The sequence below is a fragment of the Amycolatopsis sp. 2-15 genome, assembly GCF_030285625.1.
Classification (GTDB): Bacteria; Actinomycetota; Actinomycetes; order Mycobacteriales; family Pseudonocardiaceae; genus Amycolatopsis; species Amycolatopsis carbonis.
On sequence record NZ_CP127294.1, the window covers coordinates 2,854,860 to 2,878,918 of the forward strand.

28 protein-coding genes are annotated in these 24,059 nt (G+C 70.0%); 19 read left to right on the forward strand and 9 right to left on the reverse strand.

The window, feature by feature from the left end; genetic code table 11:
• Nucleotides 1-360: a nuclear transport factor 2 family protein gene (locus tag QRX50_RS14025; protein ID WP_285972371.1), complete on the forward strand. Its 360-nt coding sequence runs from the start codon at nt 1-3 to the stop codon at nt 358-360.
• On the opposite strand, the gene QRX50_RS14030 is transcribed toward QRX50_RS14025, so the two are convergent.
• Nucleotides 357-746: an NUDIX hydrolase gene (locus QRX50_RS14030; RefSeq protein WP_285972372.1), complete on the reverse strand. Its 390-nt coding sequence runs from the start codon at nt 744-746 to the stop codon at nt 357-359. The genes QRX50_RS14025 and QRX50_RS14030 overlap by 4 nt on opposite strands.
• On the reverse strand, nt 743-1,261 hold the full coding sequence (locus QRX50_RS14035) for an isochorismatase family protein (protein WP_285972373.1): 519 nt from the start codon (nt 1,259-1,261) through the stop codon (nt 743-745). The genes QRX50_RS14030 and QRX50_RS14035 overlap by 4 nt, the downstream gene beginning before the upstream one ends.
• Nucleotides 1,262-1,325: 64 nt before the next feature.
• Here QRX50_RS14035 and QRX50_RS14040 point away from each other — a divergent pair, with 64 nt between their 5' ends.
• A complete protein-coding gene (locus tag QRX50_RS14040) occupies nt 1,326-2,045 on the forward strand; it encodes an SDR family oxidoreductase (RefSeq protein WP_285972374.1) in 720 nt (239 codons plus the stop codon).
• Here QRX50_RS14040 and QRX50_RS14045 read toward each other — a convergent pair.
• Genes QRX50_RS14045 through QRX50_RS14055 form a run of 3 tightly spaced genes read right to left on the reverse strand, consistent with a single transcriptional unit; the run spans nt 2,030 to nt 5,040 of the window.
• Complete coding sequence (locus tag QRX50_RS14045; RefSeq protein WP_285972375.1) at nt 2,030-3,223, reverse strand: PQQ-dependent sugar dehydrogenase; 1,194 nt, start codon at nt 3,221-3,223, stop codon at nt 2,030-2,032. The two genes, QRX50_RS14040 and QRX50_RS14045, sit on opposite strands and share 16 nt — an antisense overlap.
• Nucleotides 3,224-3,268: 45 nt before the next feature.
• Nucleotides 3,269-3,916 (reverse strand): response regulator, encoded by a 648-nt coding sequence (locus QRX50_RS14050; RefSeq protein WP_285972376.1) that lies wholly within the window; start codon nt 3,914-3,916, stop codon nt 3,269-3,271.
• On the reverse strand, nt 3,913-5,040 hold the full coding sequence (locus tag QRX50_RS14055; RefSeq protein WP_285974455.1) for a histidine kinase: 1,128 nt from the start codon (nt 5,038-5,040) through the stop codon (nt 3,913-3,915). The genes QRX50_RS14050 and QRX50_RS14055 overlap by 4 nt, the downstream gene beginning before the upstream one ends.
• Before the next feature lie 147 nt (nt 5,041-5,187).
• Here QRX50_RS14055 and QRX50_RS14060 point away from each other — a divergent pair, with 147 nt between their 5' ends.
• On the forward strand, nt 5,188-5,790 hold the full coding sequence (locus QRX50_RS14060) for a class I SAM-dependent methyltransferase (RefSeq protein ID WP_285972377.1): 603 nt from the start codon (nt 5,188-5,190) through the stop codon (nt 5,788-5,790).
• A complete protein-coding gene (locus QRX50_RS14065; protein ID WP_285972378.1) occupies nt 5,762-6,268 on the forward strand; it encodes a DedA family protein in 507 nt (168 codons plus the stop codon). Before QRX50_RS14060 ends, QRX50_RS14065 begins: the two co-directional genes overlap by 29 nt.
• On the opposite strand, the gene QRX50_RS14070 is transcribed toward QRX50_RS14065, so the two are convergent.
• Nucleotides 6,210-7,013, reverse strand: a complete 804-nt coding sequence (locus tag QRX50_RS14070; RefSeq protein WP_285972379.1) for a helix-turn-helix transcriptional regulator — start codon at nt 7,011-7,013, stop codon at nt 6,210-6,212. The genes QRX50_RS14065 and QRX50_RS14070 overlap by 59 nt on opposite strands.
• A 150-nt stretch (nt 7,014-7,163) precedes the next feature.
• On the opposite strand from QRX50_RS14070, the gene QRX50_RS14075 reads away from it, so the two are divergent.
• The 6 genes from QRX50_RS14075 to QRX50_RS14100 all read left to right on the forward strand — a co-directional run bounded on the left by QRX50_RS14075 (nt 7,164) and on the right by QRX50_RS14100 (nt 14,369).
• Complete coding sequence (locus QRX50_RS14075) at nt 7,164-8,081, forward strand: LLM class flavin-dependent oxidoreductase (protein ID WP_285972380.1); 918 nt, start codon at nt 7,164-7,166, stop codon at nt 8,079-8,081.
• Nucleotides 8,082-8,308: 227 nt separating this feature from the next.
• Nucleotides 8,309-8,722 carry a hypothetical protein gene (locus QRX50_RS14080; protein WP_285972381.1) on the forward strand — a complete coding sequence of 138 codons (414 nt, stop codon included), beginning with the start codon at nt 8,309-8,311 and terminating at the stop codon, nt 8,720-8,722.
• Nucleotides 8,723-8,724: 2 nt separating this feature from the next.
• Nucleotides 8,725-9,159 carry a hypothetical protein gene (locus tag QRX50_RS14085; protein WP_285972382.1) on the forward strand — a complete coding sequence of 145 codons (435 nt, stop codon included), beginning with the start codon at nt 8,725-8,727 and terminating at the stop codon, nt 9,157-9,159.
• Nucleotides 9,160-9,579: 420 nt separating this feature from the next.
• Nucleotides 9,580-13,143, forward strand: coding sequence for a transcription-repair coupling factor (gene mfd / locus QRX50_RS14090; protein ID WP_285974456.1), 3,564 nt, complete (start codon nt 9,580-9,582; stop codon nt 13,141-13,143).
• A gap of 91 nt (nt 13,144-13,234) precedes the next feature.
• Nucleotides 13,235-14,122 carry a helix-turn-helix domain-containing protein gene (locus QRX50_RS14095; protein WP_285972383.1) on the forward strand — a complete coding sequence of 296 codons (888 nt, stop codon included), beginning with the start codon at nt 13,235-13,237 and terminating at the stop codon, nt 14,120-14,122.
• Nucleotides 14,103-14,369, forward strand: coding sequence for a DUF397 domain-containing protein (locus tag QRX50_RS14100; RefSeq protein ID WP_285972384.1), 267 nt, complete (start codon nt 14,103-14,105; stop codon nt 14,367-14,369). The genes QRX50_RS14095 and QRX50_RS14100 overlap by 20 nt, the downstream gene beginning before the upstream one ends.
• Here QRX50_RS14100 and QRX50_RS14105 read toward each other — a convergent pair.
• A complete protein-coding gene (locus tag QRX50_RS14105) occupies nt 14,353-14,766 on the reverse strand; it encodes a hypothetical protein (protein WP_285972385.1) in 414 nt (137 codons plus the stop codon). The two genes, QRX50_RS14100 and QRX50_RS14105, sit on opposite strands and share 17 nt — an antisense overlap.
• Nucleotides 14,767-14,947: 181 nt before the next feature.
• Here QRX50_RS14105 and QRX50_RS14110 point away from each other — a divergent pair, with 181 nt between their 5' ends.
• The 3 genes from QRX50_RS14110 (at nt 14,948) to trpC (ending at nt 17,728) form a co-directional block, all read left to right on the forward strand.
• On the forward strand, nt 14,948-15,871 hold the full coding sequence (locus tag QRX50_RS14110) for a hypothetical protein (RefSeq protein WP_285972386.1): 924 nt from the start codon (nt 14,948-14,950) through the stop codon (nt 15,869-15,871).
• A complete protein-coding gene (locus QRX50_RS14115; RefSeq protein WP_285972387.1) occupies nt 15,868-16,782 on the forward strand; it encodes a nucleoside triphosphate pyrophosphohydrolase in 915 nt (304 codons plus the stop codon). The genes QRX50_RS14110 and QRX50_RS14115 overlap by 4 nt, the downstream gene beginning before the upstream one ends.
• 160 nt (nt 16,783-16,942) lie before the next feature.
• Nucleotides 16,943-17,728: an indole-3-glycerol phosphate synthase TrpC gene (gene trpC, locus QRX50_RS14120; RefSeq protein WP_285972388.1), complete on the forward strand. Its 786-nt coding sequence runs from the start codon at nt 16,943-16,945 to the stop codon at nt 17,726-17,728.
• Here trpC and QRX50_RS14125 read toward each other — a convergent pair.
• Nucleotides 17,725-18,660: a zinc-binding dehydrogenase gene (locus QRX50_RS14125; RefSeq protein ID WP_285972389.1), complete on the reverse strand. Its 936-nt coding sequence runs from the start codon at nt 18,658-18,660 to the stop codon at nt 17,725-17,727. The two genes, trpC and QRX50_RS14125, sit on opposite strands and share 4 nt — an antisense overlap.
• 116 nt (nt 18,661-18,776) lie before the next feature.
• Between QRX50_RS14125 and QRX50_RS14130 the strand changes: the two genes are divergently transcribed.
• The 6 genes from QRX50_RS14130 to QRX50_RS14155 are packed head-to-tail and all read left to right on the forward strand — an operon-like array spanning nt 18,777 to nt 23,549.
• Nucleotides 18,777-19,412 (forward strand): TetR/AcrR family transcriptional regulator, encoded by a 636-nt coding sequence (locus QRX50_RS14130; protein WP_285974457.1) that lies wholly within the window; start codon nt 18,777-18,779, stop codon nt 19,410-19,412.
• A gap of 30 nt (nt 19,413-19,442) precedes the next feature.
• Nucleotides 19,443-20,024, forward strand: a complete 582-nt coding sequence (locus QRX50_RS14135; protein WP_285972390.1) for an RNA polymerase sigma factor — start codon at nt 19,443-19,445, stop codon at nt 20,022-20,024.
• The gene (locus QRX50_RS14140; protein WP_285972391.1) at nt 20,021-20,803 is read left to right on the forward strand and encodes a zf-HC2 domain-containing protein; all 783 of its coding nucleotides are present in this window, start codon (nt 20,021-20,023) and stop codon (nt 20,801-20,803) included. The genes QRX50_RS14135 and QRX50_RS14140 overlap by 4 nt, the downstream gene beginning before the upstream one ends.
• 21 nt (nt 20,804-20,824) lie before the next feature.
• Nucleotides 20,825-21,628, forward strand: a complete 804-nt coding sequence (locus tag QRX50_RS14145; RefSeq protein ID WP_285972392.1) for an ABC transporter ATP-binding protein — start codon at nt 20,825-20,827, stop codon at nt 21,626-21,628.
• Nucleotides 21,625-22,989, forward strand: a complete 1,365-nt coding sequence (locus tag QRX50_RS14150) for a hypothetical protein (RefSeq protein ID WP_285972393.1) — start codon at nt 21,625-21,627, stop codon at nt 22,987-22,989. The genes QRX50_RS14145 and QRX50_RS14150 overlap by 4 nt, the downstream gene beginning before the upstream one ends.
• Nucleotides 22,986-23,549, forward strand: a complete 564-nt coding sequence (locus tag QRX50_RS14155) for a hypothetical protein (RefSeq protein ID WP_285972394.1) — start codon at nt 22,986-22,988, stop codon at nt 23,547-23,549. Before QRX50_RS14150 ends, QRX50_RS14155 begins: the two co-directional genes overlap by 4 nt.
• Before the next feature lie 66 nt (nt 23,550-23,615).
• Here QRX50_RS14155 and QRX50_RS14160 read toward each other — a convergent pair whose 3' ends face one another.
• Nucleotides 23,616-24,029: a PPOX class F420-dependent oxidoreductase gene (locus QRX50_RS14160; protein WP_285972395.1), complete on the reverse strand. Its 414-nt coding sequence runs from the start codon at nt 24,027-24,029 to the stop codon at nt 23,616-23,618.
• Nucleotides 24,030-24,059 lie beyond the last annotated feature (30 nt).

The window sequence follows — 24,059 nt, forward strand, 5'->3', positions numbered from 1 at the left end:
ATGAAGACTTTCCGGGAAGCCATCGAAGGCCGGGACATCGAGGCCGCGATCGCGTTGTTCGCCGAGGACGCCGTGTTCCGCAGCCCCGCCGTGCACCGGCCCTACCAGGGGCGCGAGCAGGTCGGGGTGATTCTGCGGGCCGCGTTCGCGGTGTTCGAGGATTTCGCGTATCAGCGCGAACTCAACGACGACCACGGACACGCCCTGGTCTTCACCGCGCGCGTCGGCGACCGCGAGGTGGAAGGCTGCGACTTCCTGCGCACCAACGACTCCGGCGAGATCTCCGAGCTCGTGGTGATGGTGCGCCCGCTGTCGGGCCTCAACGCGCTCGCCGCGGCGATGCAGAAGCAGCTCGGCTAGAGCAGGCCTCGCGCGTGCAGGTCGTCGAATACGAGCTGTGTCGCGGCCGACACCCGGGGGCGGTCCTCGAAACCGAGCCAAGCGAAGGCCGCGATCTCGCTGGAAGCCACCAACGTGCCGGAAAACGAGCCCGTGTAACAGGTCATCCGGACGACCGTCCCCGCCGCGCGCCCGTCCGCCGGCGCCTCCCACACGCCGGCGGGCGCCAAGGACGACGGGTCCAGCGCGACCGACAGCTCCTCCGCGATCTCCCGCACCAAAGCCTCGGAGTCCGACTCGCCCGGCTCCCGCTTGCCGCCCGGCAGGTACCACGTGTCCTTGCCCGTAGACACCGTCGCGAGCACGCGGCCGTCGACCACGTGCAGCCACGCGAGTTTGTCGATCATCCCAGCGCCGCAAGAGTTTCGGCCGTGGTGAGTACCGTGCCGAGCCGCGGGAATATCTTCGTGGTGGATGATTCGTGCGACACGTCGGAAAGGCCCGTCATCGCGTCGGACACGGCGATCACGGCGTACCCGTGGTCCGCGGCGGCACGCAGCGTCGACTCCACACCGAACTCCGTGGCGATGCCGCCGAACACGACGGTGCGCACGCCCGCGTCGCGCAGGTGCGCGTGCAGGTCGGTGTCGTAGAAGCCGCCGATCGTGGCCTTGACCACGAGCTTCTCGCCGTTGCGCGGCTTCAGCTCCGGGATCACGTCGCTGCCCGGGGCGCCTTCGGAGCCCGGGCGCATCGCCTGGATGATCACGATCTGCGCGCCGGCTTCGGAAAACGCGTCGCGCAAGCGTACGGCGTTGGCGGCGGCCTCGGGCCCGGCGAACGGCGTCGTCGGCATCGCGACGATCCGCTCCTGGAAGTCGACTAGCACGAGCGCCGTCGACGCGGGGTCGATCTCAGTCATACGGCAGATCCTAGGCCGATCCCGGTACGGTCGGTGTTCGTCTGCTGGGGAAAGGATGTTCGGGATGAACCGGGAAGTAGTGGTCACCGGCGGTGGCACGGGAATCGGCTACGCCATCGCAGCCGCGTTCGCGCGCGCCGGCGACCGCGTGACGATCACCGGCCGCCGCGAGAGCGTGCTCACCGAGGCCGCGGCGCTGCTCGGCGCGCGGGCAGTCGCGTTCGACGCCGGTGATCACGCGGCCGTCGAGACGGCGTTGCCGGAATTGCCGGAAAGCGTCGACGTATTGGTGAACAACGCCGGCGGCAACACCGATTTCCTCCGCGACGACAACACCGATCTCGCCACCCTGAACACCGCCTGGACGGCCAATTTCCGCGCCAACGTCTTCACCGCCGCTTTGGTCACGGCGGGTTTGCGCGACCGGCTCGCCGACAACGGCCGGATCATCACCATCGGCTCCATCGCGGCACACATCGGCGCCGGTTCGTACGGCTGGGCCAAAGCCGCCGTCGAGGCGTGGAACTCGGATATCGCCCGGGCTCTGGGGTTGCGGGGAATCACCGCGAACGTGGTCGCGCCCGGCTTGATCGTGGACACGGAGTTCTTCCACGGCAAGCTCACCGACGAACGCCGCGGCCGGCTGGTCTCCAACACGATGAACAAACGAGAGGGTCGTCCGGAAGACATCGCCGAAGTCGTGGAGTTCCTCGCCGGCCCCGGCGCGGGCCACGTGACGGGCCAGGTCGTCCACGTGAACGGCGGTGCCTACCTGGGCTCTTGAGTGCCCGGGGTGACGCGGAGCAATTTGTCGTCCGATCCGTTCGAGGTGGTCACGTAAAGCGCGCCGTCCGGCGAGGAACGGACGGCGCGCAACCGCCCGAACCGGTCGTCGAATTCGGGCGGCAGCGTCACCGAAGTGACATTGGCCGCGGTGTCCAGGTGCAGCAGCAACAGTTTCTGGCCCTTCAGCGCCACCACGGCCAACGCGCCTTCATTGACGCCCCACTGAGGACCGGTCAGGAACGCGTCACCGGAAGTCGCCTCGGTGATCTCGCCGGAAGTCCAGAGTGGACGGACCGCGGAGGGGAATCGCGTGAGGTCCGTCATCGGAACGCTCTCGTCGTACGAAGAATCCGTCCCGCCCTTGGAGGGATCCCACCCGTAGTTGGCGCCGGGCCGGATCAGGTTCACCTCGTCGTCGAACGTCGGCCCGTGCTCGGAAGTCAGCACCTGTCCGGTGCCGGGCCGGATCGCGACACCCTGGATGTTGCGGTGCCCGTAGGTGTAGATCCGCCGCTCCCGCGGGTCCGTCGAGGAGTAGAAGGGGTTGTCCGGCAACGCTTCCCCGGTCTTCGCGTTGATCCGCAGCAGCTTCCCGCCCAGGCTGTGGCGATCCTGCGCGAGCGTCGGCCGCGCCGTGTCCCCGGTGCCGACGAGCAACGCGCCATCAGGCGCCAGCGTCGGCCGGCAACCGGAATGCCGGCCGCTGGGGTTCACCGGCAGTCCCGTCAGCAGATCGCGCACCTTCGACGCGCCGGCCCCATCAGGCGCGAGCCGCCACGTGACCAGCCGGACGTCGACCGCCCGGCCATCCTCCTGGTGCGTCTGACACGTCGTGAACTCGCGCGACGAAGCGAAATCCGCGGCGAGCACCATCCCCATCAGCCCGCCCTCACCCTGCACGAGGACGTCGGAGAAGTCGGCGCGCACCTCAGTGGTTCGCCCACCGCGGATCAAGGCGAGCTTGCCCGGACGCTGCGGCACGAGCAGCGACCCGTCGGGCAGGAACCCGATGTCCCACCCGTGCTCCAGCCCGCCCGCCACCTCCTCGACGCGAAACCCGGTGGCAGACGCCGCCGAAGGGGCACTCGTCAACGGGGGCGGCGCGCTCGCCGCCCCCGAACAAGCGGTAGCGAGCACCGCGACGACCGCGAGCAGCACGACTCCGGGCAAGCGCATACGGCCAGCATGCCCGACAAAAGCGACGTTCGCGTCTCAACCGGCTCAATCGCCGGGCCGGGTCAGCCCCGACTCGTACGCGAACACCACCGCGTGCACCCGGTCCCGCAGGCCGAGCTTGGCGAGGACGCGCCCGACGTGAGTCTTCACCGTCGTCTCGCCGATGAACAGCTTGTCCGCGATCTCGCCGTTCGACAGCCCGCGAGCGATCAGTCCGAGCACGTCCTTCTCACGCTCGGTGAGCGAACCCAGCTTCGCCGACTCGACGGGACGCCCGGTCAGGTAGCGGTCGAGCAGCCGCCGCGTGACCGACGGCGACACCATCGCGTCGCCGCGCAGCACCCCGCGAATCGCCACCAGCATCTCGTCCGACGGCGCGTCCTTCACCAGGAACCCGCTCGCGCCGGCGCGCAGGGCCGAATAGGCGTATTCGTCGAGGTCGAACGTCGTGATCACCAGCACCCGCACGTCCGGTAGGTCGGCGCAGATGCGCTCGGTCGCGGCGACGCCGTCGAGCACCGGCATGCGCACGTCCATCAGCACGAGGTCGGGCCGCCGTTCGCGGGCGATCCGCACGGCCTCCGCGCCGTCGCCTGCCTCCGCGACGACGTCGAGGTCCGGCTGGCTGTCGACGATCATCCGCAGCCCGACGCGCACCAGCTCCTGGTCGTCGCAGATCAGCACGGACGTCATCGCGCCGCGCCCGTCTGCAGCGTCGCGAGCACGCGGAAACCGCCGTCGGGCAGCGGGCCTGTCTCGAGCTTGCCGCGGTAGAGCTCCACCCGCTGCGCCATCCCGGCCAGCCCGCGTCCGGACGACGGCAGCCCCGCTGCGACCGGCTCGCGGCCCCCGGTGTTCGTCACCTCGACGAGCACCTCGGCGCGCGTGAACTCCACGCGCACCCGGGCGGACGCGTCGGCGGGAGCGTGTTTGAGCATGTTGGTCAGCGCCTCCTGGACGATCCGGTACGCCTGCAGCGCGGCGCCCGTGGGCAGGTCGGTGTTTTCGCCGGTCACTTCGAGCTCGACCTCGCGCCCGGACTGCTCGACGAGCGTGCGCAGCTGGTCCAGCGTCGGCTGGGGCGTGCGCGCGGGTTCGCCGGCGTGCATCACTTCGAGCAGCCGCCGCAGCTCCGCCAGGGCGCCCCGCCCGGTGCGGCTGATGGTGTCGAGCGTGCGGTCCACGGCGTCCGGGTCCTGGTGCCGCGCGAGCTTCGCGCCTTCGGCGTTGAGCACGATCACGCTCATGCTGTGGGCGAGCACGTCGTGCAGCTCGCGCGCGATCCGCGTGCGTTCCTCCGCGACGGCCGCGCGCGCCTGCGCCTGCCGCTCCGACGCCGCGAGGTCCGCGCGCAGCCGTTCCTCGTCGGTCAGCTGCTCCTTCGCGCGGAAGAACTCGCCCAGCGCCCACGCCGCGATGTGCAGCGGCAGCACGCCGAGGATCGTCAGCGTCGGGTTCTGCGTGGTGACGCCCCACCTGAACCCCCACATCGAGTCGAGGACCAGCACCGCCGCCGCGATCACAGCCGCGAACCGCCGGTCACCCCTCTTGACCAGCGTGAACAGCATCACCGCCATCGCCAGCTCGCTGCGCCCGCGGTCGAACGCCCACACCTCGTTCGTGTAGACGGCCGCCACCCCGGCGATGATCAGCACCGCCGTCGTCCGCGGCCACCGCCGCCGCACGAGCAGCGGCAGCAGGAACGCCAGCGGCACCAGCTGCAGGGACCAGTCGCCGGCGGCGATGTTCGGCCCGAGCAGCACGAAGACGGCATACAGCGGCAAGTCCAGCGTCCAGCGCTGCCTGCGCACCCACATCACCAGTGCTCGCACGTCTCCGAACGTAACGCCCGACGGCCGCTCGCCGCGTCCTTCCGCGGTATGCCTCGCCTCCTCCGATGGGACGACCCACGCGGCCCGATCGGCCGATCCGCGGCCACGGGTGGCGTCCTTAGGTTCGGGTTCATGTCGATCACCACGGAGTTCTTCCGGCACCCCATGCTGACGGGTGCGATTGCGGCCAGTTCCGCGTCTTTGGCCACGGCCATGACCCGCGGCCTGGGTCTCGAGGGCGCTGGTTCTGTTGTCGAGCTGGGCCCGGGGACGGGGGTGTTCACCTCGGCGGTGTTGTCGTTGCTGCCGTCGTCCGCGTCGTTCACGGCTATCGAGATCAACCCTCGGCTGGCTTCTGCGCTGCGTTCGCGGTTCCCCTCCGTCTCGGTGGTGTGCGGCTCGGCTTGCTCGGTGGGTTCCCTGAGTGTGGCGCCGCCTGACGTCGTGATCTCCGGCCTGCCCTGGACGGCCATGCCCTCTTCGCGTCAGCAGGAGATTCTGGACTCGGTCTGCTCGGTCCTGTCTCCGCGCGGCTGCTTCACGACGTTCGCCTACGCCCACACCGCCTGGACCCCGCCGGCCCGCCACTTCGCCCGGCTGTTGCGCAGCCGGTTCTTCGTGGTGGAGCGAACTCCGGTCGTGTGGCGCAACCTGCCCCCGGCGTATGTGTATCGGGCCGCGCTGCCGGTTTCCGCCGGGATTTCCCGTGAACGCGCTGCTGCACCCGCTTCTTGACGCACCCGCGGTGGTCGTCTACGTCGTGTGCGCCTTGGTGATCACGGCGGAAACGGCTCTGCTGCCGGGGATCGTGCTGCCGACACTGTCCACTCTGCTGCTGATGGGCTTTATGGTGCAGCGGGGGACGTTGTCCTGGTGGGTGGCCTTGGTGGTGTGCGTGTTCGCTGCTTTTGCGGGGGACCAGGTGGCGTATTGGGAGGGGCGGGTGCTGGGGCCGCGGTTGCGTTCTTCGCGCCTGGGCCGCCGGGTTGGCTCCGCGCGCTGGGATCGGGCCGAGTCGGTGGTCGTGCGGTTCGGCGTGCCGGCGGTGGTTTTGGGCCGGTGCCTCGCGGGGGTGCGGACGTTGGTGCCGCGAGTGGCCGGGTCGGCGGGGTTGCCGTATCGGCGGTTTGTGGTGGGGAGCGTTTGTGCTGCCGTCATGTGGGCTGGGGTTGAGTTGTTCGCGGGGCAGCTGACGGGGTGGGCTGTGCCGTGAGCAAAGCCGCCGTTTCCGCGTCCGCCGGCAGGAACGTCTCCAGACTCAGCTCCGCGATCGTCACGTCGACCGCCGTGGTGAGGCGGGTGATGGCGGTGATCAGGCGGAGGTCGCCCAGGGAGGTGGACAGCTGCAGGGGCACCGCGAAGCCGAGGTGGTCCGGCGAAGGTGGCGAAGGTGCGGGCAGGTACGAAGTGAGCTCGTCCAGCAACTCGGCCTGACGTGGGTCTGGCAGCCCCTGGCGAGGACGTTCGAGCACGTGCTGCGCCCAGTCGGCGAAGTTGTGGATGCGCGGGGCCATGCCGTCGGGGTGGAGGGCGAGGCGCAGGACGTTCACGGGTGGCGCCAGCAGCTCGCCGGCCACGCCTTCCGTCAGGAGTGTGAAGGCGTCGTTCGCGGACACCAGCGTGCCGTAGCGGTCGACGATCAGCGCCGGGTACGGGCGGTGGCCGTCCAGCAGAGCCGCCAAGGAATCGAGGACGGGGGCCAGCCGGGGGTCGTCGAGCGGGGTCTCGGCGTAGCTCGGCGCGAAGCCGGCCGTCAGGAGCAGGGCGTTGCGTTCGCGCAGCGGCAGGCCGAGGGCCTCGGCCACGCGGACGACCATGCCCCGCCCGGGAGTCGAACGGCCGCGCTCCAGGAAGCTCACGTGCCGCTGCGTGGTGCCGGCGGCCAGGGCCAGGTCGAGCTGGCTGAGGCGGCGGCGGGTGCGGGCGTCGCGCAACGCGGTGGCGAAAGCCGGGTCCATGGGGCCAGGCAAGCAGAGCCGATGTGGTTCTTCAACCGGGTTGCGGCGGCGGGCGTTGCGAGGACCGATCTCGCGACCTCAGGCAAGCAGACCCGCGTCATTCCTTCAAGGGAATTGCCGCCGGACGTGCGGCGGAACAGTCTCGACCCCATGCACTACGGACTCCTCCTGCCCGCCGGACAGGCCCAGCTTCCCGTCACCGCCGTCGTCGAGCTCGCGCGCGAGGCCGAGCGCCTCGGCTTCGACTCCGTCTGGGCGGGCGACTCGCTCGTCCGCGCGCGGGCCGAGCCGCTCACCTTGCTGACCGCCGTGGCGCAGGCCACTCAGCGCGTGACGGTGGGGACCGCCGCGATGTTGCCCGCGTTCCGCCAGCCCGTGCAGGCGGCGTGTGCGATCTCGACCCTCGACCAGCTCTCCGGCGGCCGCCTCGTCCTCGGCCTCGGCGCGGGGTTCCCCGGTTTCAGCGAACCCGAGTTCGACCTGGTCGGCGTGCGGTTCAAGACGCGCTTCTCCCACCTCGACGACGTCGCCCGCCTCTGGCGCGACCTCTGGACCGGCACCCCCCGCTCCTTCCACGGCAAGGTCCTCCACCACGACTGGCTCCCCGACGTCCCCGCGCCCTCCCGCCCCGGCGGCCCACCCCTGTGGCTCGCCGGCACCACGCCGTCCGCGCTCCGCCGCACGGCCGACCTGTACGACGGCTGGCTCCCGTACCCACCCGACCCCGCCGACTACGCCCGCGGCCTCACCACCATCCGCTCGCTCACCGACCGCCCCATCACCCCGGCGCTGTTCGCGACGGCCTTCGTCGCCGACGACCCGGAACGCGGCCGCCAGGCGCTGGACACCTACTGCCAAGCCACGTACGCCCGCCCGCTGTCCGCGATCGGCACCATCCAGACCATGCTCACCGGCCCGATCACAACCGTCGCAGCCGGCTTGCGCGAGTACGAACTCGCTGGTGCAGACCACATTCTGCTGCGCATCGCCGCGCTGGACGCCGACGTGGTGGCCGACCAGTTGCGCCTGCTCGCGGGACTCGTGCAGACCAATTTGCCGCAACACTGAACCCTCCGGGGCCTCCCGTCCGTGTCGTGAATGGATCCCCACCCGGGGATCCGTTGACACGAAAGGAAAGTCATGAAGATCACCGGAGACCCCGACTGGAACCGCGGCACCACCCGGGCAACGTCGTTGCCCGATCGAGTGAACCTCTGAACCAGCGCTCAGGTCCCCGCCGTGTCACCCACGGACTCGATCACCGGGATCCGTTGCCACGGAAAGGAAGTTCAGTCATGACCACTCCTCACGTCTTCCGCGCGGGTGCTCCCGCCAACCTCGCGACGTTGCGGTCGCTGCGGGAGCTTCCGGGCCGGTGGATGGGCAAAGGGTTCAACCTGATCTCGCGCCCGGACAAGCACGACGAACAGCCGTTTTTCCTGCAGCTCAGCGCCACGCAGGAGACGATCGAGTTCGCGCCCATCGGCGCTCCGGTGCCGAACCGCGGGTCGGCCCAGGACGATATCTTCTTCCGCGGTGTGCACTACACGCAGCAGATCGCGGACGCGGCCACGGGCGGCGCGCTGCATTTCGAAACGGGCATGTGGCTGGACGTTCCGGCCACCACCGCGCCGGCCGCGCCCGAGACCGTGACCAGGCTGGCGACCATCCCGCACGGGATGCCTTGCTGGCGCAGGGAGAACCGCTGACCGTGCAAGGCGGCCCGCGCATCGATCCGGTGGACTCGACGCCCATCACCACCAGCACGGGCAAACCGGTCACCGATGAGAAGTACCTCGCGCCGTTCAAGAACACCGCGCTGCCCGTCGGCATCCCGGCCGAAGCGGTGGTGAACCCGAACGTGGTGCTCACCGACGCGATCAAGGGCCAGAAGATCACCGAAACCGTCGTGCTCCCGCTCTCGACCACCGACGCGATCGGCGGCACCGCCGGGGGCATCCAGAACATCCCGTTCGTGGTGGCGAACGCCAACGCCACCAGCATGACGGCCGTGTTCTGGATCGAGAAGGTGGAGGACCCGGTGCTGGGCCACTTCCTCCAGTTGCAGTACACCCAGACGATCATCCTGCGCTTCCTCGGCATCGACTGGCCGCACATCAACGTCGCGACGCTGATCAAGCAGTGAGGCGCGCGGCTTGAGCCGTTTCGTGAACGGGCGAGCCTGCACTCCGGCCCGGCCGGAGTGCGTGCTGATTCACGACACGGTTGCCGCAAGTCTGTCCGGCACCCGCAGCAATCGGGCTTCGGGAAACCTCGAGAAGGGCGCCGGCCTCACCGGCCTCAGGGGCACCACCATCCACACCATCACCGGCGATCATCACAAAATGGCTGGTAGGCGCCGACGCCGGCCGCAGCACCGGCCGCATTCGTCCTTCCCGGCGCGGACCCCCGGCTCCACCGGCAGCCAAGCCGGCAGGGCCACGTCGCGTGGGTGATCGTCGGCCAAGCCGACCCCAGGACCTCCGGACCGCCCTCACCACCTGGCTGGGCCACGCCCATCCTGTCGGTGCCCCGACGTAGTCTGGAAGGCGTGACCGACGCTCCACTGTCCGGACTCCTCCAAGCCATCCTGCCCGACCCCGCCCTGCGCGGGGTCGTCGAGCGCGCGGGCGCCCCGCTGCTCGAGCTGCAGGGCGCCGTGACCGCGCGGCAGCTGGTCGCCGCGGCGCTCGCCGAAGACGAAGCCAGAGGTGGCGCGGGCCGCCACGTGCTGGCCGTGACCGCCACCGGCCGGGAGGCCGACGAGCTCACCGCCGCCCTCGAAGCGCTGCTCGGGCGCGAGAAGGTCGTCGACTTCCCCTCGTGGGAGACGCTGCCCCACGAGCGCCTCTCGCCGCGCGCCGACACAGTCGGGCGCCGCCTGGAAGTGCTGCACCGCCTGCACAAGGGGGACGACGAGCTCAAGGTCGTCGTCTCCACCGTCCGGAGCCTGATCCAGCCCATGGCCCCCGGCCTCGGCTCGCTCGACCCCGTCGACCTGGTCGTCGGCGAGGAGCAGAGCTTCGAAGGCCTGCTGGAGCGGCTGGTCGAGCTGGCCTACACCCGCGTGGACATGGTCGAGAAGCGTGGCGAGTTCGCCGTCCGCGGCGGCATCCTCGACCTGTTCGGCCCGACCGCGCAGCACCCCGTGCGCGTGGAGTTCTGGGGCGACGAGGTCAGCGAGATCCGCGCGTTCGCCGTCTCCGACCAGCGGTCCCTGCCGGGCGAGATCCAGCACGTCACCGCGCCGCCGTGTCGCGAGCTGCTGCTCACCGCCGACGTCAAGGCCAAGGCCGCCGAGCTCGCCGTCACCTATGAAGCCGACGCGCAGCTGGCCGAAATGCTCACCAAACTCGCCGACGGCATCCCCGTCGAAGGCATGGAAGCCCTCATCCCGGTCCTGTGCGCAGGCGAGCTCACCCTGCTCACCGACGCCCTGCCGCGCGGCAGCCACGTGCTGCTCGCCGATCCGGAGAAGATCCGCGCCCGGGCCCACGACCTCGTGCGCACCGGCCAGGAGTTCCTCGAAGCGTCCTGGACCACGGCCGCGGCCGGCGGGCAGGCGCCCATCGACCTCGGCGCGTCGGCCTACCGCGACCTCGCCGAGATCGCCGAGCACGCGCAGGACACCAAGCGCGCCTGGTGGACGATCACCCAGCTGAGCAGCGAAGACCCCGACGTCTACCGAGTCGGCGTCGAGGCTGCGCCCGCCTACCGCGGCGAGTTCGACCGCGCGATGACCGACCTGCGCGCCCACGTCGCCGCCGGCGGCACCGGCGTGCTCGTGGTCGCGGGCCACGGCACGGCCACCCGCGCCGTCGAGCAGCTCACCACCGCCGAGGTCCCGGCCGCGCTGGCCGGCGAAGGCATCACCGAGGCCCCGCGCGCCGGCGTCGTCACCGTCACCTGCGGCGCCCTCGTCGACGGCTTCGTCTCACCCGAGCGCGCCCTCGTGGTCCTGTCGGAAGCCGACCTCACGGGCCGCGGCGCCAACGCCGGAACGTCCACAAAGGACCTCAACGCCAAGATGCCCTCGCGGCGGCGCAACGCCGTCGACCCGCTGGCGCTCAAGACCGGCGACTACGTGGTGCACAACCAGCACGGCATCGGCCGCTTCGTCGAGATGGTGCAGCGCACCGTCGCCGGCGCCACGCGCGAGTACCTGCTGCTGGAGTACGCGAGTTCCAAGCGCGGCCATCCCGGCGACCGGCTGTTCGTGCCCACCGACCAGCTCGACGAGGTCTCCCGCTACGTCGGCGGCGAGCTGCCCACGCTCAACAAGCTCGGCGGCTCCGACTGGAAGAACACCAAGGCCAGGGCAAAGAAGGCGGTCAAGGAGATCGCGGCCGAGCTCGTGCAGCTCTACGCCGCCCGCCAAGCCGCGCCCGGCCACCCGTTCGGCCCGGACACGCCGTGGCAGGGTGAGCTCGAAGACGCGTTCCCCTTCACCGAGACCAACGACCAGCTCGCCGCCATCGACGAGGTCAAGGCCGACATGGAACGCGGCGTCCCCATGGACCGCGTGATCTGCGGCGACGTCGGCTACGGCAAGACGGAGATCGCCGTGCGCGCCGCGTTCAAGGCGGTGCAGGACGGCAAGCAGGTCGCCGTGCTGGTGCCGACGACGCTGCTCGCGCAGCAGCACCTGAACACCTTCACCGAGCGCATGCAGTCGTTCCCGGTCACCATCAAGGGCCTTTCGCGGTTCACGAACAAGACCGAGTCCGACCTGGTCATCGAGCAGCTCGGGGAGGGTGAGGTCGACATCGTCATCGGCACCCACCGCCTGCTGCAGACCGGCATCCGCTACAAGGACCTGGGCCTCGTGATCGTCGACGAGGAGCAGCGGTTCGGCGTGGAGCACAAGGAACACATCAAGGCGCTGCGCACGCACGTCGACGTGCTGACCATGTCCGCCACCCCCATCCCGCGCACGCTGGAGATGTCGCTCGCCGGCATCCGCGAGATGTCGACCATCCTCACCCCGCCCGAAGACCGGCACCCGATCCTGACTTACGTCGGCAGCTACGACGACAAGCAGGTCGGCGCCGCCGTCCGCCGCGAGCTGCTGCGCGACGGCCAGGTCTTCTATGTCCACAACCGCGTCTCCTCCATCGAGAAGGCCGCCAAACGCATCCGCGAGATGGTGCCGGAGGCGCGCGTGGTCACCGCCCACGGGCAGATGAACGAGGACAAGCTCGAAAAGATCATCCAGGGCTTCTGGGAAAACGAGTACGACGTGCTCGTCTGCACCACGATCGTCGAGACCGGCCTGGACATCTCCAACGCCAACACCCTCATCGTCGAACGCGGTGATCTCCTCGGGCTGGCCCAGCTCCACCAGCTGCGCGGCCGCGTCGGCCGTGGTCGCGAACGCGGCTACGCCTACTTCCTCTACCCGCCGGAAGCACCGCTGACGGAGACCGCGCACGACCGGCTGGCGACCATCGCCCAGAACACCGAGCTCGGCGCGGGCATGGCCGTGGCCATGAAGGACCTGGAGATTCGCGGCGCCGGCAACATCCTCGGCGCCGAACAGTCCGGCCACATCGCGGGCGTCGGCTTCGACCTGTACGTGCGCCTGGTCGGCGAAGCCGTCGAAGCGTTCCGCCGCCACGCCGGTGCCGAGCCTTCCGAGGAGGAGGAGCTCGCCGAAGTCCGCGTCGACCTCCCCATCGACGCCCACATCCCCCACGACTACGTCGAAGGCGAGCGTTTGCGCCTCGAGGCCTACCGCAAGATCGCGGCCGCGCCCGACACCGCGGGCCTCGACGCCGTGCGCGAAGAACTCATCGACCGCTACGGCCAGCCGCCCGCACCCGTCAACCGCCTCCTCGCCGTCGCGGCCTTCCGCCACACCTGCCGCGCGGCGGGCGTCACGGAGGTTGCCGCGCAGGGCAACACCATCCGCTTCGCGCCCCTGCCACTGGCCGACTCGCAACTGGTGCGGCTCAAGCGCCTCTACCCCAAGGCGGCGTACAAGGCCATCACCAACACCGTCTCCCTCCCCAAGCCGACGGAGGGCCCCGCCGGCGGCCGCATGGGCGCGCCGACCCTGCGGGACCAGGAGCTGCTCGACTGGTGCACGAAGTTGCTGACCCAGCTCACGAAAACACCCGCCGCCGTGTGACGTGTACCGAGCTGGGGACACCGCGCCTCTTCGGGCGAACTACCAGCGCAAACCCTGTGGCGGAACCGGTTTCGGCCGTAGCCTTCCTCGCATGGAGGACCGCTATTCGACCGTGCGCAGCCGCCAGCTCGGTGTCCGTCTGCGAGAGCTGATGGCCGAACACCACTGGGGAGTGCGGGAAATGGCGCGCCGGTTGGACTGGCCGCCCACCCGCATCTCCAACATGTTCAACGCGCGGCGCGGCAGCAAGTACATCGACGTGGTCAAGATGCTCACACTCATGGGCGTGATCGGGGACGAGGCCGCGGAGATCTACGCCCTGTGCGACGACCTCGACGAGCCCGGGTTCCTGGAGACGTACCCGAACTTGCCGGTGCAGGTGCAGACCTTGGTGTGGCACGAAGAACGCGCCACGGCGATCTCGACCTACCAGGGCTCGATTGTGCCGGGTCTGCTGCAGACTGCCGACTATGCGCGGGCAGTGATGGTGGGAAACGGTGCGGTCGGGGGAGACGATGCCATTGATGAGCGAGTTTTCGCTCGTATGTCCAGGCAAGTGATCCTGACGAAGCGATCCGCGCCGACCTTTAAGGTTTACCTTCATGAGTTTGTGCTGCGGCTTCCGGTAGGCGGAACCGACAAGAGAGTAATGTCCGGTCAGCTGCACCATCTGCTGCAAATGTCGATGCGACCGAACATCACCATCCGGGTGGTTCCGGTGGCGATCGGGGCGCATCCCGCGACTGCCGGGCAGTTCCAGCTCATCGACTCGGAAGCCTTCGCTCCGGTCGCGTACATCGATAGCGAAGTTGCTTCGCTCTTCCTGGAGAAGCCCGAAGAAATCCGGGTATACCGCCAGGCTCTTCATCGCCTTGGTCAGGTTGCGCTAGGTGAGGCAGAATCGAGGGAGCTTGTCGCCATGCTGGCGACAGACCTCTACTCACCTGGAGCGCGACAGGATGTCCCTCGATTGGCGTAAGAGCAGCTACAGCTCGAATGGTGGCGACTGCGTCGAGGTCGCGTGGCGGAAGAGTAGCTACAGCGCCAACGGTGGCGACTGTGTTGAGGTCGGCTGGCGTAAGAGCAGCTACAGCCCCAATGCCGGTGACTGCGTTGAGGTTGCGACCGGTCGCGAGGTGCTCGTCCGCGACACGAAAGACCGCGAAGCCGGCCACATCACCGTCCCCGCGGCTGCCTGGCGTGAGCTGCTCAGCCGCCTGCACTGAGCTGGAACATCGGCGGCTCGCCTGTCGCCAGCTGTAAACGGACTTCCTCTTTCGGCGTAAGCAGTGCACCCGCGTCGGACATGGGCCGGGGTTTCGGTCCGCGCCGCGCGCGGGAGCCCGAGCCGCCGCCGCGGCCGTTGTAGACGACCAGGCCGCGGTCGGGGTCGGGGACGGCGTCGAGGGCGGCGGTCACCGCGGGGAGGCCGCGGAACCGGTCGCGCTGGGCCTCGTCGGCGAACTCGATTTCGAGCGTGACGCCCCAGCGGTGGACGTGCCACGTCCACTGTTCGGCGCCGTGGGTCAGGGCGGCTTCGGTGAGGTTGTCGCCGTGCGCGCTTTGCCAGCTGCGGGCCGGGAACTCCCCGTCGAGAACCTCGATCGACAACCATGAGTCCATTTGTCGACAATAACGCTTCGCGCACCCCGATGGTGTTGCGTTTCGGGGGCGACGGTGTGAGAGGGTATGGCCTGTGATGCGGATCATGGGGCGCCTCGGCTCGAAAAAACGGTCTAGCGCGCTGGTGGGTGTTGTCGCCAGTGGCCTTCTGCTTGCCGGGTGCGGCGCCGGGCCCAGCCAGGTGGGCACCGCGGCCGTCATCGACGGCCAGGTCACCACCATCGACCAGGTGCAGGGCCTGCTGGACAAGGCCGTCCAGGAGCAGCCGTACGCGCAGCAGCTCGCCGCGCAGCACAAGCTCGACCTGGTGGGCCGGGAGATCGTGCGCCAGCAGCTGCTGCACGCCGTGGTGCGCAAGGCCGCCCAGAAGGAAGGCCTGTCTACCGACGACGCCGCCATCTCCGCCGCGATGTCGCAGGGTGATCCGCTGGCCGGGGCACTGCCGGAGAACCTCGCGCAGGACCAGCCCGCGGCCGTGACGCAGCTCGTCTGGCGCGTGCGCGACCACCGCGAGGCGATCACCGACCAGTACCTGGAGCAGAAGCTCGCGGCGAAGTACCTGCCGATGCTTTCGGTGACCGTCGACTACACCGTGATCGGCGCGCCGAGCGCCGACGACGGTGCGCCGACCATCGACCCCGCCACCGCCCGCAGCGAGGCCCTGGCCAACGCGCAGCGCTACGCCGCCGACCCGGCCGCGTTGCAGGCAGATCTGGCGAAGGGCGCGCAGGGCAACGTCGGGGAGCCGCTCGTGGGGCTGTCGTCGCCGGCGGACGCGTCGACCGTTCTCTTCGGGACCGCGCCGAACAACGTCATCGCCTTCCAGCCCAACTCGACCGGCGCGCCGAGCGGGTGGATCGTGGCCGTGGTGAAGCAGCGCGCCACTGACAAGCCCGTCTCGACGGACCAGCCGCAGCAGCCGACGCCGGACCAGATCGGGGCCGTCGGGGTGCGGTTGCTGCAGCCGTACGTGAACGACGTCAACTACAAGATCAACCCGCGCTACGGCGTGTGGGACACCGTGGGCATGGACCTCGCCGCGAACGCGAACAGCCTGCAGGGTGTCGTGCTGCCGGTCCGGGGTAGTGCTCCGGCTCAGCAGTGACCGGGTCGGTTGTCGTGGTCGCTCATGGGGCGACCGTTCCGGCCGCAGCCGTGGGGTTGTTGCGTGGCGCTGCGGTGTATGCGGCTTCGGACGTCGATGCGTCGGCGTTCGGGGTTTCGCCGGTTCCGTCCGGTGTTTCCGGTGATTTCGTGCTGATCACCGCGTCGGTGTCGTCGCCGGAGGCGGCCGCGCTGGTGGCTGCGGGTGCGCGCGTGATCGAGGCTCCGGTGGCGCCGCTGGTGGAAGCCGCCGAGGTCATGGACCGGCTGCGCTCGCCCGGCGGCTGCCCGTGGGACGCGGTGCAGACGCACGAAACGCTGCGCCAGTATCTGGTCGAGGAGACCTACGAGCTGCTCGAAGCCATCGAGGAGAACGACCGCGAGGCCCTGCGCGAAGAGCTCGGCGACGTGCTCCTGCAGGTGCTCTTCCACGCCCGCGTGGCCGCGGAGGACGCCGAGGATCCGTTCACGATCGACGACGTCGCGCGAGCGTTGACGGCGAAGCTCGTCGGGCGGCACCCGCACGTGTTCGCCGACGCGGCGAAGGTGGCCACGGTCGACCAGCAGAACCTGAGGTGGGAAGAGCTCAAGCAGGCGGAGAAGCAGCGTCGCTCCATTGTGGACGGTGTCGCGCTCGGTCAGCCCGCCGTGGCGTTGGCCGCCAAGCTCGGGCAACGCAGCGGGCGGGCAGGCATTCCCCTGGACTTGTTCCCGGCCGGGTCGGACCCGGCGGCGCAGCTGTTCCGCACGGCGGCCACGGCGCGCCGCACGGGCACCGATCCGGAGGGTGAGCTGCGGGCGGTCGCGAAGCAGTTCGCGCGGGACATCCGGGCGGCTGAGGAAGCGGCGCGCGGGGCGGGCGTGGAACCTTCGACGCTGGAAGCGGACGGCTGGCGCAAGTTCTGGCCGTAACGGGCATTTCGGCTTTTTGCCTGGCGCGGTGGGCGCCGGTTCGGCCACGCTGCGTGCCCTGGGTGGTACGTCACGCAGTGATCACGCGCACTCCCGCGTGCCTTCTGTCCCGGGTGGACCGACGATGGTGGTGGCCGGTCGTGGCGTGGAGGAGTTGAGTATGAGCGTGCTGGACGGGATCCTCGAGGGTGTCCGCGAGGATCTGGAGGAGCGCAAGCGGTCGACGTCGCTGGCCGACCTGCAGGCGCGGGTCCGCGACCTGCCGCCGACGCGGGATCCGCTGCCCGCGTTCCGCGCGCCCGGCGTGTCGATCATCGCCGAGGTGAAGCGCAAGAGCCCGAGCAAGGGCGCGCTCGCCGACATCACCGACCCGGCCGCGCTCGCGGGCCAATACGAGCAGGGCGGGGCGGCGGCCATCAGCGTGCTGACGGAGCGCCGCCGGTTCGGCGGGTCGCTGGCGGACCTCGAAGCCGTGCGGGCGCGGGTGGATGTTCCGGTGCTGCGCAAGGACTTCATCGTGGAGCCGTATCAGCTGTGGGAAGCGCGGGCGTTCGGGGCGGACCTGGCGTTGCTGATGGTCGTCTCGCTGGAGGGTTCGCTGCTCGACGACTTGTACGGCCTGGCGGTGGAGCTGGGCCTGACCCCGCTGGTGGAATCGCACACGGCCGGCGAGCTGGAGCGCGCGGTTGCTTCCGATGCGCAGGTGCTGGGGATCAACGCGCGGGACCTCACGACTCTCGAGGTCGACCGGACCGTGTTCAAGGAGCTCGGCCCGCGGATCCCGGCCGACCGCGTGCGCGTGGCGGAGTCGGGCGTGGCCGGCCCGGGTGACGTCGCGGAGTACCGCGGCTGGGGCGCGGACGTCGTCCTGGTCGGCGAGGCGCTGGTGCGCTCGGGCGACCCGGTGACGTCCGTCCGCGACTTCATCCAGGCGGCCAACGCTTAGGGTTTCAGCACAATCCGGCCGAAGACTTCGCCGTCGTCCATCTTCTGGTGGGCGAGGGCGGCTTGGTCGAGTGGCAGGATTTCGTGGACGATGCCCTTGAACATTCCGTCGCCGAACTGCTCCAAGCGCACTCGTCGTAGGTCCTCGCGGGGCACGGTGTCGGCGCTGAAGGTCATGAACGACCACGACTTCTGGAAGTTCTGCAGCAGCTTCGCGGCGAAGTCGCTGAGCGGCATCCCGCCGACGACACCGACGACGACGAGGCGCCCGTTGGGGTTGAGCTTGTCGAAGAAGTCCGGCAGGTTCGGGCCGGCGATCAGGTCGATGATGACGTCGTACTTGCCTTCGCCGGTCCCCGCGCGGTCGAGGACTTCCGTCGCGCCGAGTTTCTTGAGGCGCTCACCCCGCTCATGGTTCGAGGTCGTGACGGCCACGTTCTTGGCGCCGTTTCGCGCCGCCAGCTGAACCGCCGACACCCCGATGCTGCCGGCCGCCCCGCGCACCAGCACGGACTCGCCGGCCTCGAAGTGCGCGTGGGCCAGCGCGAAGTGCGAGACGGCTCCCGAGGTGCCGATGGCCACGGCGTCTTCGCTGGTCAGGGTCTCGGGGATCGGCAGGAAGTCACTGGCCACGGCCTTCTCGGCGTACCCGCCGCCGGTGCCGGTGAAAGCCCACACGCGCCGGCCCTTCAGGCTCTCGTCGAGGCCCGCCCCGACCGCGATGACCTTGCCCGCGACCTCGCTGCCGGGGATGTGGCCGGGTTTGAAGCCGTAACTGCCGAGCGTGCCGCGCCGGATCACCGCGTCGACCCCGCCGACGCCGATGGCCTCGGTTTCGATGAGCACCTGCCCCGTGTCGGGCGTGGGCTCCGGCGTTTCGATGACCCGCAACCCCTCGGCCGGCCCGAACTCCTGAATCGCCACTGCTTTCACCTGCGTGTTCTCCTCTCGTACGGCCGCCGACGCTAACGGACGGGGGCGTCCGTTTCGGCTAAAGTGAGAGCGTGACGGCTCGTTTGCCTCAGACCCCGCGCCCGGATGCCTCGCCCCTGGACGCCCCGCGCCCGGATGCCTCGCGCACCCTCCGCTCCGACGCCCGCGACAACCGCGACCGCATCATCACCGCGGCCCGCGAGGTCTTCGCCACCGAAGGCCTCGACGTCCCGATGCGCGAAATCGCCCGCCGCGCCGGCGTCGGCCCCGCCACGCTCTACCGCCACTTCCCGACCAAGGAAGACCTGGCCGGCACCGCCTTCGCCGATCAGCTGCAGGTCTGCCAGCAGATCGTCGACGAGGGCCTCGCCGCCCCCGACCCGTGGCTCGGCTTCTGCCTGGTGATCGAAAAACTCTTCGACGTCCACGCCCGCGACCGCGGCTTCACCGCGGCCTTCCTCTCACGCTTCCCGCGCGCCTTCGCCTTCACCACCTCGCGCGACTCCGCCCTCGCCTCGATCGCCGAACTCGCCCGCCGCGCCAAAACCACGGGCCACCTCCGCCCCGACTTCGTCGTCGACGACCTCGTCCTGGTCCTCATGGCCAACAACGGCATCCACGCCACCTCACCCGCCGCCCGCGTCGCCGCTTCTCGCCGCTTCGCCGCCTTGGCGGTCCAGGCCTTTCGCGCCGCTCCTCAGCCGTCCCCACTCCCGCCTGCGATCCGCATGCCGCTGCACCCAGTGGTGTGACTCAGGCCACACAATCACGAGAACCGTGGGATGATTCGCGGCGTCTTGCCTGATGTGAAGCACCAGAAGCGCGCGCCAGAGGTGGACGAGGAGCAGCTCGTCCGCCGGACTGCGCGGGGCGATCGGGCGGCGTTCGAGGAGTTCTACCGACGCACGGCGCCCTGGCTGGCGGTGCGGTTGAGGCGCCGCTGTGCGGATGAGCAGGTCGTCGCGGAGGTCATGCAGGAGACGTATCTGGCGGTGTGGCGGGCGGCCGGGTCGTTCGCGGGGGCGGCGGCCGGCGGGTCGGCGGGCGGGTGGGTGTGGACGATCGCCGCGAGAAGGCTGGTTGACGCGTTTCGGCGGAGGGCGCAGCACGCGCAGGTGCCGACCGTGACGCGGGTCGACGTCACCGCGCCGGCGGCGGAGGAGGAAGCGCTCAAGGGCACCGTCGGCGACGAGGTGGGCGACGCGTTGCGCACGCTCGCCCCCGAGCTGCGGCAGGTCCTGCAGGCGATGGTGCTCGACGGGCTGTCCGTCCGCGAGACTGCCGTGCTGCTCGGGCTGCCGGAAGGAACTGTGAAGACGCGGGCGCGCCGCGCGCGGATCGCCATGCGAGAGGCACTGACATGAAACACGTCTCGGATCGACTCCTGACCGGCTACCTCGAAGGCGGCGCACTGCCGGGCGACGAGGAGTGGGCCGCCGAGGCCCACTTGGAGACGTGTGCCGTCTGCCGGGCCCGGTTGGCACAACTGTCCACATCGGACTCAATGCTCACCGCGGTCTGGACTGGGCTCCAGCCCCAGCTCACCGCCAAGCCGCAGCCGGTACCCAGCCGGCTCAAGGTCGGTTTCCGCGGCTGGGTGACACCGGTGATGTTGCCGTGGCTGGTGATGACGGTGCTGGTGGCGGTCGTGGCCGTGCTGCTCGACCGCGGGTTCCAGAACAACCTGTCGTTCGTCCCGGTTTTCGCGCCGGTGCTGCCGGTGCTGGGCGTCGCGGCGTCGTGGTCGCGCGGCCTCGACCCGGCGTTCGAGGTGATCGCCGCGAGCCCGAGAGCCGGCCTGGACCTCGTCCTGCGCCGGACCACGGCGGTGCTGGTGGCGGTGATTCCGGTACTGCTGGTCGCGGGTTGGCTCACCGGCACCAGCTTGGGGCTGGCGCTGGTGCCGAGCCTCGCGTTCACCACGGGAACGTTGGCGCTGGGCGCGCTCGTCGGCGTGAGCCGGGCCGCGATGGTGCTGGTGGCCGCGTGGCTCGCGGTGCTGCTGCTGCCGGCGGTGGCCTGGGGTTCTTCGTTCGCACTGCGACCGGGATCGCTCCCGGTCTGGGGCGGGATCTTCGCGTTGACGGCCGTGGTTGTGGTGCTCCGTCGGAGCGCTTTCGCCCGGCTCAGCGCGCACCACTGAGGGAGGAAGGGGACAATAAACATGCGGGCAGTCGAAGCCGCTGAGGTCGCTCCGTCGACCTATGCCTGGGAAATCCAGGCGGAAGCGCTGAAAGTACGGGTGGGGCGGCGAAAAATGGCCGTCGACGGCCTGGATCTGTCCCTGGGCAAGGGAGTCCACGGCGTGCTCGGGCCCAACGGGGCCGGCAAGACCACGCTGATCAGGGCGCTGGCGACGGTGCTCCGGCCGGCGGAAGGCGGGCTGGCGCTGCTCGGTGAGTCGGTCGGGGGACACATCGACCAGCGCCGCCTGCGCCGGCGGATCGGGTACCTGCCGCAGACGTTCGGGTACTACAAGCGGTTCACAGTGCGTGAGTTCGTCGAGTACCTGGCGTGGCTCAAGGAAATGTCCAAACAGGACATACCCGCCGCCGTGCAGCGCGCGATCGAGCGCGTGGGGCTGGCCGACCGCGCCGACGACAAGCTCAAGACCCTCTCGGGCGGCATGGTCCGCCGCGTCGGCATCGCGCAGGCCATCGTGAACGACCCGCAGATCCTGCTGCTGGACGAACCCACGGCGGGGCTCGATCCGGCGCAGCGCGTGCGGTTCCGCGAACTCATGTCGCAGCTCGGCCAGGACGCCTGCGTCGTCGTGTCCACCCACCTGGTGGAAGACGTCGCCACGGCGTGCACCGACGTGGTGCTGTTCGCCGAGGGCAAGCTCGTCTTCCAGGGCACGCCCGACCAGTTGGCCGCCGCGGGCACGCCCGAAGACATCGGCGACAGCCCCATCGAACGCGGCTACTCGGCCCTGCTCAACCACGACCGAGGGAGGGGTTCCTGGTGAGCGTGCTGCGCACTGAGACGCGACGGACGATCGCGCCGTGGATCACCGTCCTGATGCTGGCTGTGGGGCTGGGGTTCTTCTTCCTGTTCAGTGGGCCGTGGTGGAAGAACGCCGCGGCGTGGAACGCGCAGTGGACCAGCTCGGTGCTGTGGGTGCGGTACCTGCTGTCCCTGCTGTGGCCGATCATCGTCGGCGCCGCGGCGATCCAGGGGATGCGAGACAGGCGCTCGGGCATGGTCGAGCTGCTCTCGACCACCCCGCGCCCGGTGTCCCACCGGACGGCGAAGCTCGGGCTCGCACTGGGTTCGTCGGCGGTGGTGGGCTACCTCGTGATCGTCGTGGTCGGCCTCGGGCAGGTGATCGCGCACGACGGCATGTTCACGTTCACGTGGGTGCTGCCGCTGCTGGTCGGTATCGCTTCGGTGGTGGCGGGTGTCGCCGTCGGGCTCGCCGTCGGCCGGCTGCTGCCACACCCGCTCACGGCTCCCGCCGCGGCGGTGGTGGCGCTGGTGGTCGGCGTGCTGCTGCAGGCCTCGAGCGACGCCGGCAGTCCCACACAGCGCCTGGTGCCGAACTCGATCGCACTGCTGTCGCCCACGGCGTCGCAGCCGCGCAGCCCGTTCACAGTGCCGGTCATGGCGGTGAACATCGGTCAGTTGTGCTGGTTGCTGGGTCTGTCCGCGACGGGTCTCCTCTTGCTGGCGGCCGGCACGGCGCGGAAACGGCTGCTGGCGCTGCTGCCGGTGGTGGCCGGGCTGGCGGTCGCAGTGCCGATTTTCCCGGCTTCCGCGGCCGACAACGTCGCCGAGAACCAGACCGCGACCGCGCTGGTGTGCGACGGGCCGGTGTGCGTCACGAAAATGCACGTGACCTGGCTGTCCACTTTGGCCGGACCGGGCACAGAAGCCCTGACGTTGCTGGAAAAACTTCCGGACCATCCACAGCGGATCGTGGAGTCGACCGAGCGGGCGGGGGTGACCCACGGCGGCCGGAGGGATGGCTCGACGCTGCTCCTCCGGTACGACGACAGCTTGCTGTCCGGGGTGCAGGGGCGCGACCTGGTGAACGCGCTCGTGGCGGGCGGGGGCACGGCTTCGTGCGGTGACCCCTCGACGAGGGGCGCGGAGCAGCAGGATGCCGCACGGTTCGTCGCCGGTTCATGGCTCGTCGGGGAGCTGCGACAGCCTTCGCACGCCAATTACTACAGTCCTCAGCTGCCCGCGCTGATGCAGGACGCGTGGACGAAGCTGCGCGCCCTACCGGACTCCGAGCAGCGTGCGCGGGTCGCCGCCGTGCGACACGCCGAGCTGTCGTGCCAGGAAGACGCCTACGCGGCGCTGACCGAGGGGGCGGCCGGATGAGGTGGCTGGCGCTCTACGCGCGTTCCCGCCGCCTCCCGGTGTCGCTGGCCGCCCTCGTGCTGTGCACGGTGGTGATCCGGCTGATCGTGGGCAGCGACTGGTCGACGTTCTTCGTGTCCCTCACACTCGGCGCCGCCGTGGCAGTCGCCGCGACGGGCTTGTCCGGCCAGGACGTGGACCTCGACCGCACGGCCGCCTTCGGCTGGCTGCCACGCCGTCTCGCGCACCTCCTGCTGATGGGCTTGCTCGCGGCCGGCGTGCTGCTCCTCGTGCAGGCCCCCGGTGCCACCCAGGTCGCCGCCTCCGTGATCCTCCGCGACGGCGCCGGCCTGCTGGGTTTGGCGGGCCTGGCAGCGACCTTGTTCGGCGGCCAGTTCGGCTGGACGTTCCCGCTGGGCTGGATCGTGGTCGCACTGTTCGTCCCGGGCGAGCCGATCGAGCTGAGCCGCGTGCTGGCGTGGCCACTGCAGCCCGCCGACGTCGCTGTGGCGTGGTGGGTGGCCGGAGTGTTGTTCGTGCTGGGTTCGGGGACGTATGCGGTGGTGGGGGCGCGCCGCTGAATGTTCTTGGGGGACCGCCGGTTGCCGTACCTGTCTGCGGGTCAGGTACGGCAACCGGAATTCGGTCTACTCGACGTTGCGGTTGTTCGGCTTCATCTCCAACGGCGGCACATCGCCGTCGTCGATGCCCATGCTGATGATGCGCTCCGGGTGCAGCCGGATGACGGCGCCGTCGAGGTGACCGTCAGGGGTGAAGACGTCGGTCAGTACCTCCGCGTGGCCGCGGATTTCCAGGCAGCGCACGCGCATGGGGTTCAGTGACGGGCGGTCGTCCACCACGAAAGCTGCGCGGCCGTTGGCGGCGACGTTGCGGTACTTGCGGCTCTGCGTCAGGTGGTAGCCGGTGATGTCGATGGCCTGGGCCTCGGCGTTGTAGGTGAAGCCCACGGGGCTGACCTGCAGGGTCCCGTTCGGCTGCTGCGTGGCGAGCCGGCCGAGACCCGGCGTGGCGAGGTAGTCGAGTTCTGCTGAGGTGAACATGCACTCCACCGTGCAAGTTCAACCACACTT

What these genes read in the sequence shown, in the direction of transcription:
- QRX50_RS14050 (WP_285972376.1), bottom strand. Translation starts at nt 3,916, where the DNA reads ATGACGTCCGTGCTGATCTGCGACGACCAGGAGCTGGTGCGCGTCGGG.
- QRX50_RS14075 (WP_285972380.1), top strand. Translation starts at nt 7,164, where the DNA reads ATGCACTACGGACTCCTCCTGCCCGCCGGACAGGCCCAGCTTCCCGTC.
- QRX50_RS14060 (WP_285972377.1), top strand. Translation starts at nt 5,188, where the DNA reads ATGTCGATCACCACGGAGTTCTTCCGGCACCCCATGCTGACGGGTGCG.
- QRX50_RS14140 (WP_285972391.1), top strand. Translation starts at nt 20,021, where the DNA reads ATGAAACACGTCTCGGATCGACTCCTGACCGGCTACCTCGAAGGCGGC.
- QRX50_RS14045 (WP_285972375.1), bottom strand. Translation starts at nt 3,223, where the DNA reads ATGCGCTTGCCCGGAGTCGTGCTGCTCGCGGTCGTCGCGGTGCTCGCT.
- QRX50_RS14055 (WP_285974455.1), bottom strand. Translation starts at nt 5,040, where the DNA reads ATGTGGGTGCGCAGGCAGCGCTGGACGCTGGACTTGCCGCTGTATGCC.
- QRX50_RS14100 (WP_285972384.1), top strand. Translation starts at nt 14,103, where the DNA reads ATGTCCCTCGATTGGCGTAAGAGCAGCTACAGCTCGAATGGTGGCGAC.
- QRX50_RS14080 (WP_285972381.1), top strand. Translation starts at nt 8,309, where the DNA reads ATGACCACTCCTCACGTCTTCCGCGCGGGTGCTCCCGCCAACCTCGCG.
- QRX50_RS14160 (WP_285972395.1), bottom strand. Translation starts at nt 24,029, where the DNA reads ATGTTCACCTCAGCAGAACTCGACTACCTCGCCACGCCGGGTCTCGGC.
- QRX50_RS14135 (WP_285972390.1), top strand. Translation starts at nt 19,443, where the DNA reads ATGATTCGCGGCGTCTTGCCTGATGTGAAGCACCAGAAGCGCGCGCCA.
- QRX50_RS14105 (WP_285972385.1), bottom strand. Translation starts at nt 14,766, where the DNA reads ATGGACTCATGGTTGTCGATCGAGGTTCTCGACGGGGAGTTCCCGGCC.
- QRX50_RS14040 (WP_285972374.1), top strand. Translation starts at nt 1,326, where the DNA reads ATGAACCGGGAAGTAGTGGTCACCGGCGGTGGCACGGGAATCGGCTAC.
- QRX50_RS14095 (WP_285972383.1), top strand. Translation starts at nt 13,235, where the DNA reads ATGGAGGACCGCTATTCGACCGTGCGCAGCCGCCAGCTCGGTGTCCGT.
- QRX50_RS14025 (WP_285972371.1), top strand. Translation starts at nt 1, where the DNA reads ATGAAGACTTTCCGGGAAGCCATCGAAGGCCGGGACATCGAGGCCGCG.
- QRX50_RS14145 (WP_285972392.1), top strand. Translation starts at nt 20,825, where the DNA reads ATGCGGGCAGTCGAAGCCGCTGAGGTCGCTCCGTCGACCTATGCCTGG.
- QRX50_RS14030 (WP_285972372.1), bottom strand. Translation starts at nt 746, where the DNA reads ATGATCGACAAACTCGCGTGGCTGCACGTGGTCGACGGCCGCGTGCTC.
- QRX50_RS14155 (WP_285972394.1), top strand. Translation starts at nt 22,986, where the DNA reads ATGAGGTGGCTGGCGCTCTACGCGCGTTCCCGCCGCCTCCCGGTGTCG.
- trpC (WP_285972388.1), top strand. Translation starts at nt 16,943, where the DNA reads ATGAGCGTGCTGGACGGGATCCTCGAGGGTGTCCGCGAGGATCTGGAG.
- QRX50_RS14035 (WP_285972373.1), bottom strand. Translation starts at nt 1,261, where the DNA reads ATGACTGAGATCGACCCCGCGTCGACGGCGCTCGTGCTAGTCGACTTC.
- QRX50_RS14070 (WP_285972379.1), bottom strand. Translation starts at nt 7,013, where the DNA reads ATGGACCCGGCTTTCGCCACCGCGTTGCGCGACGCCCGCACCCGCCGC.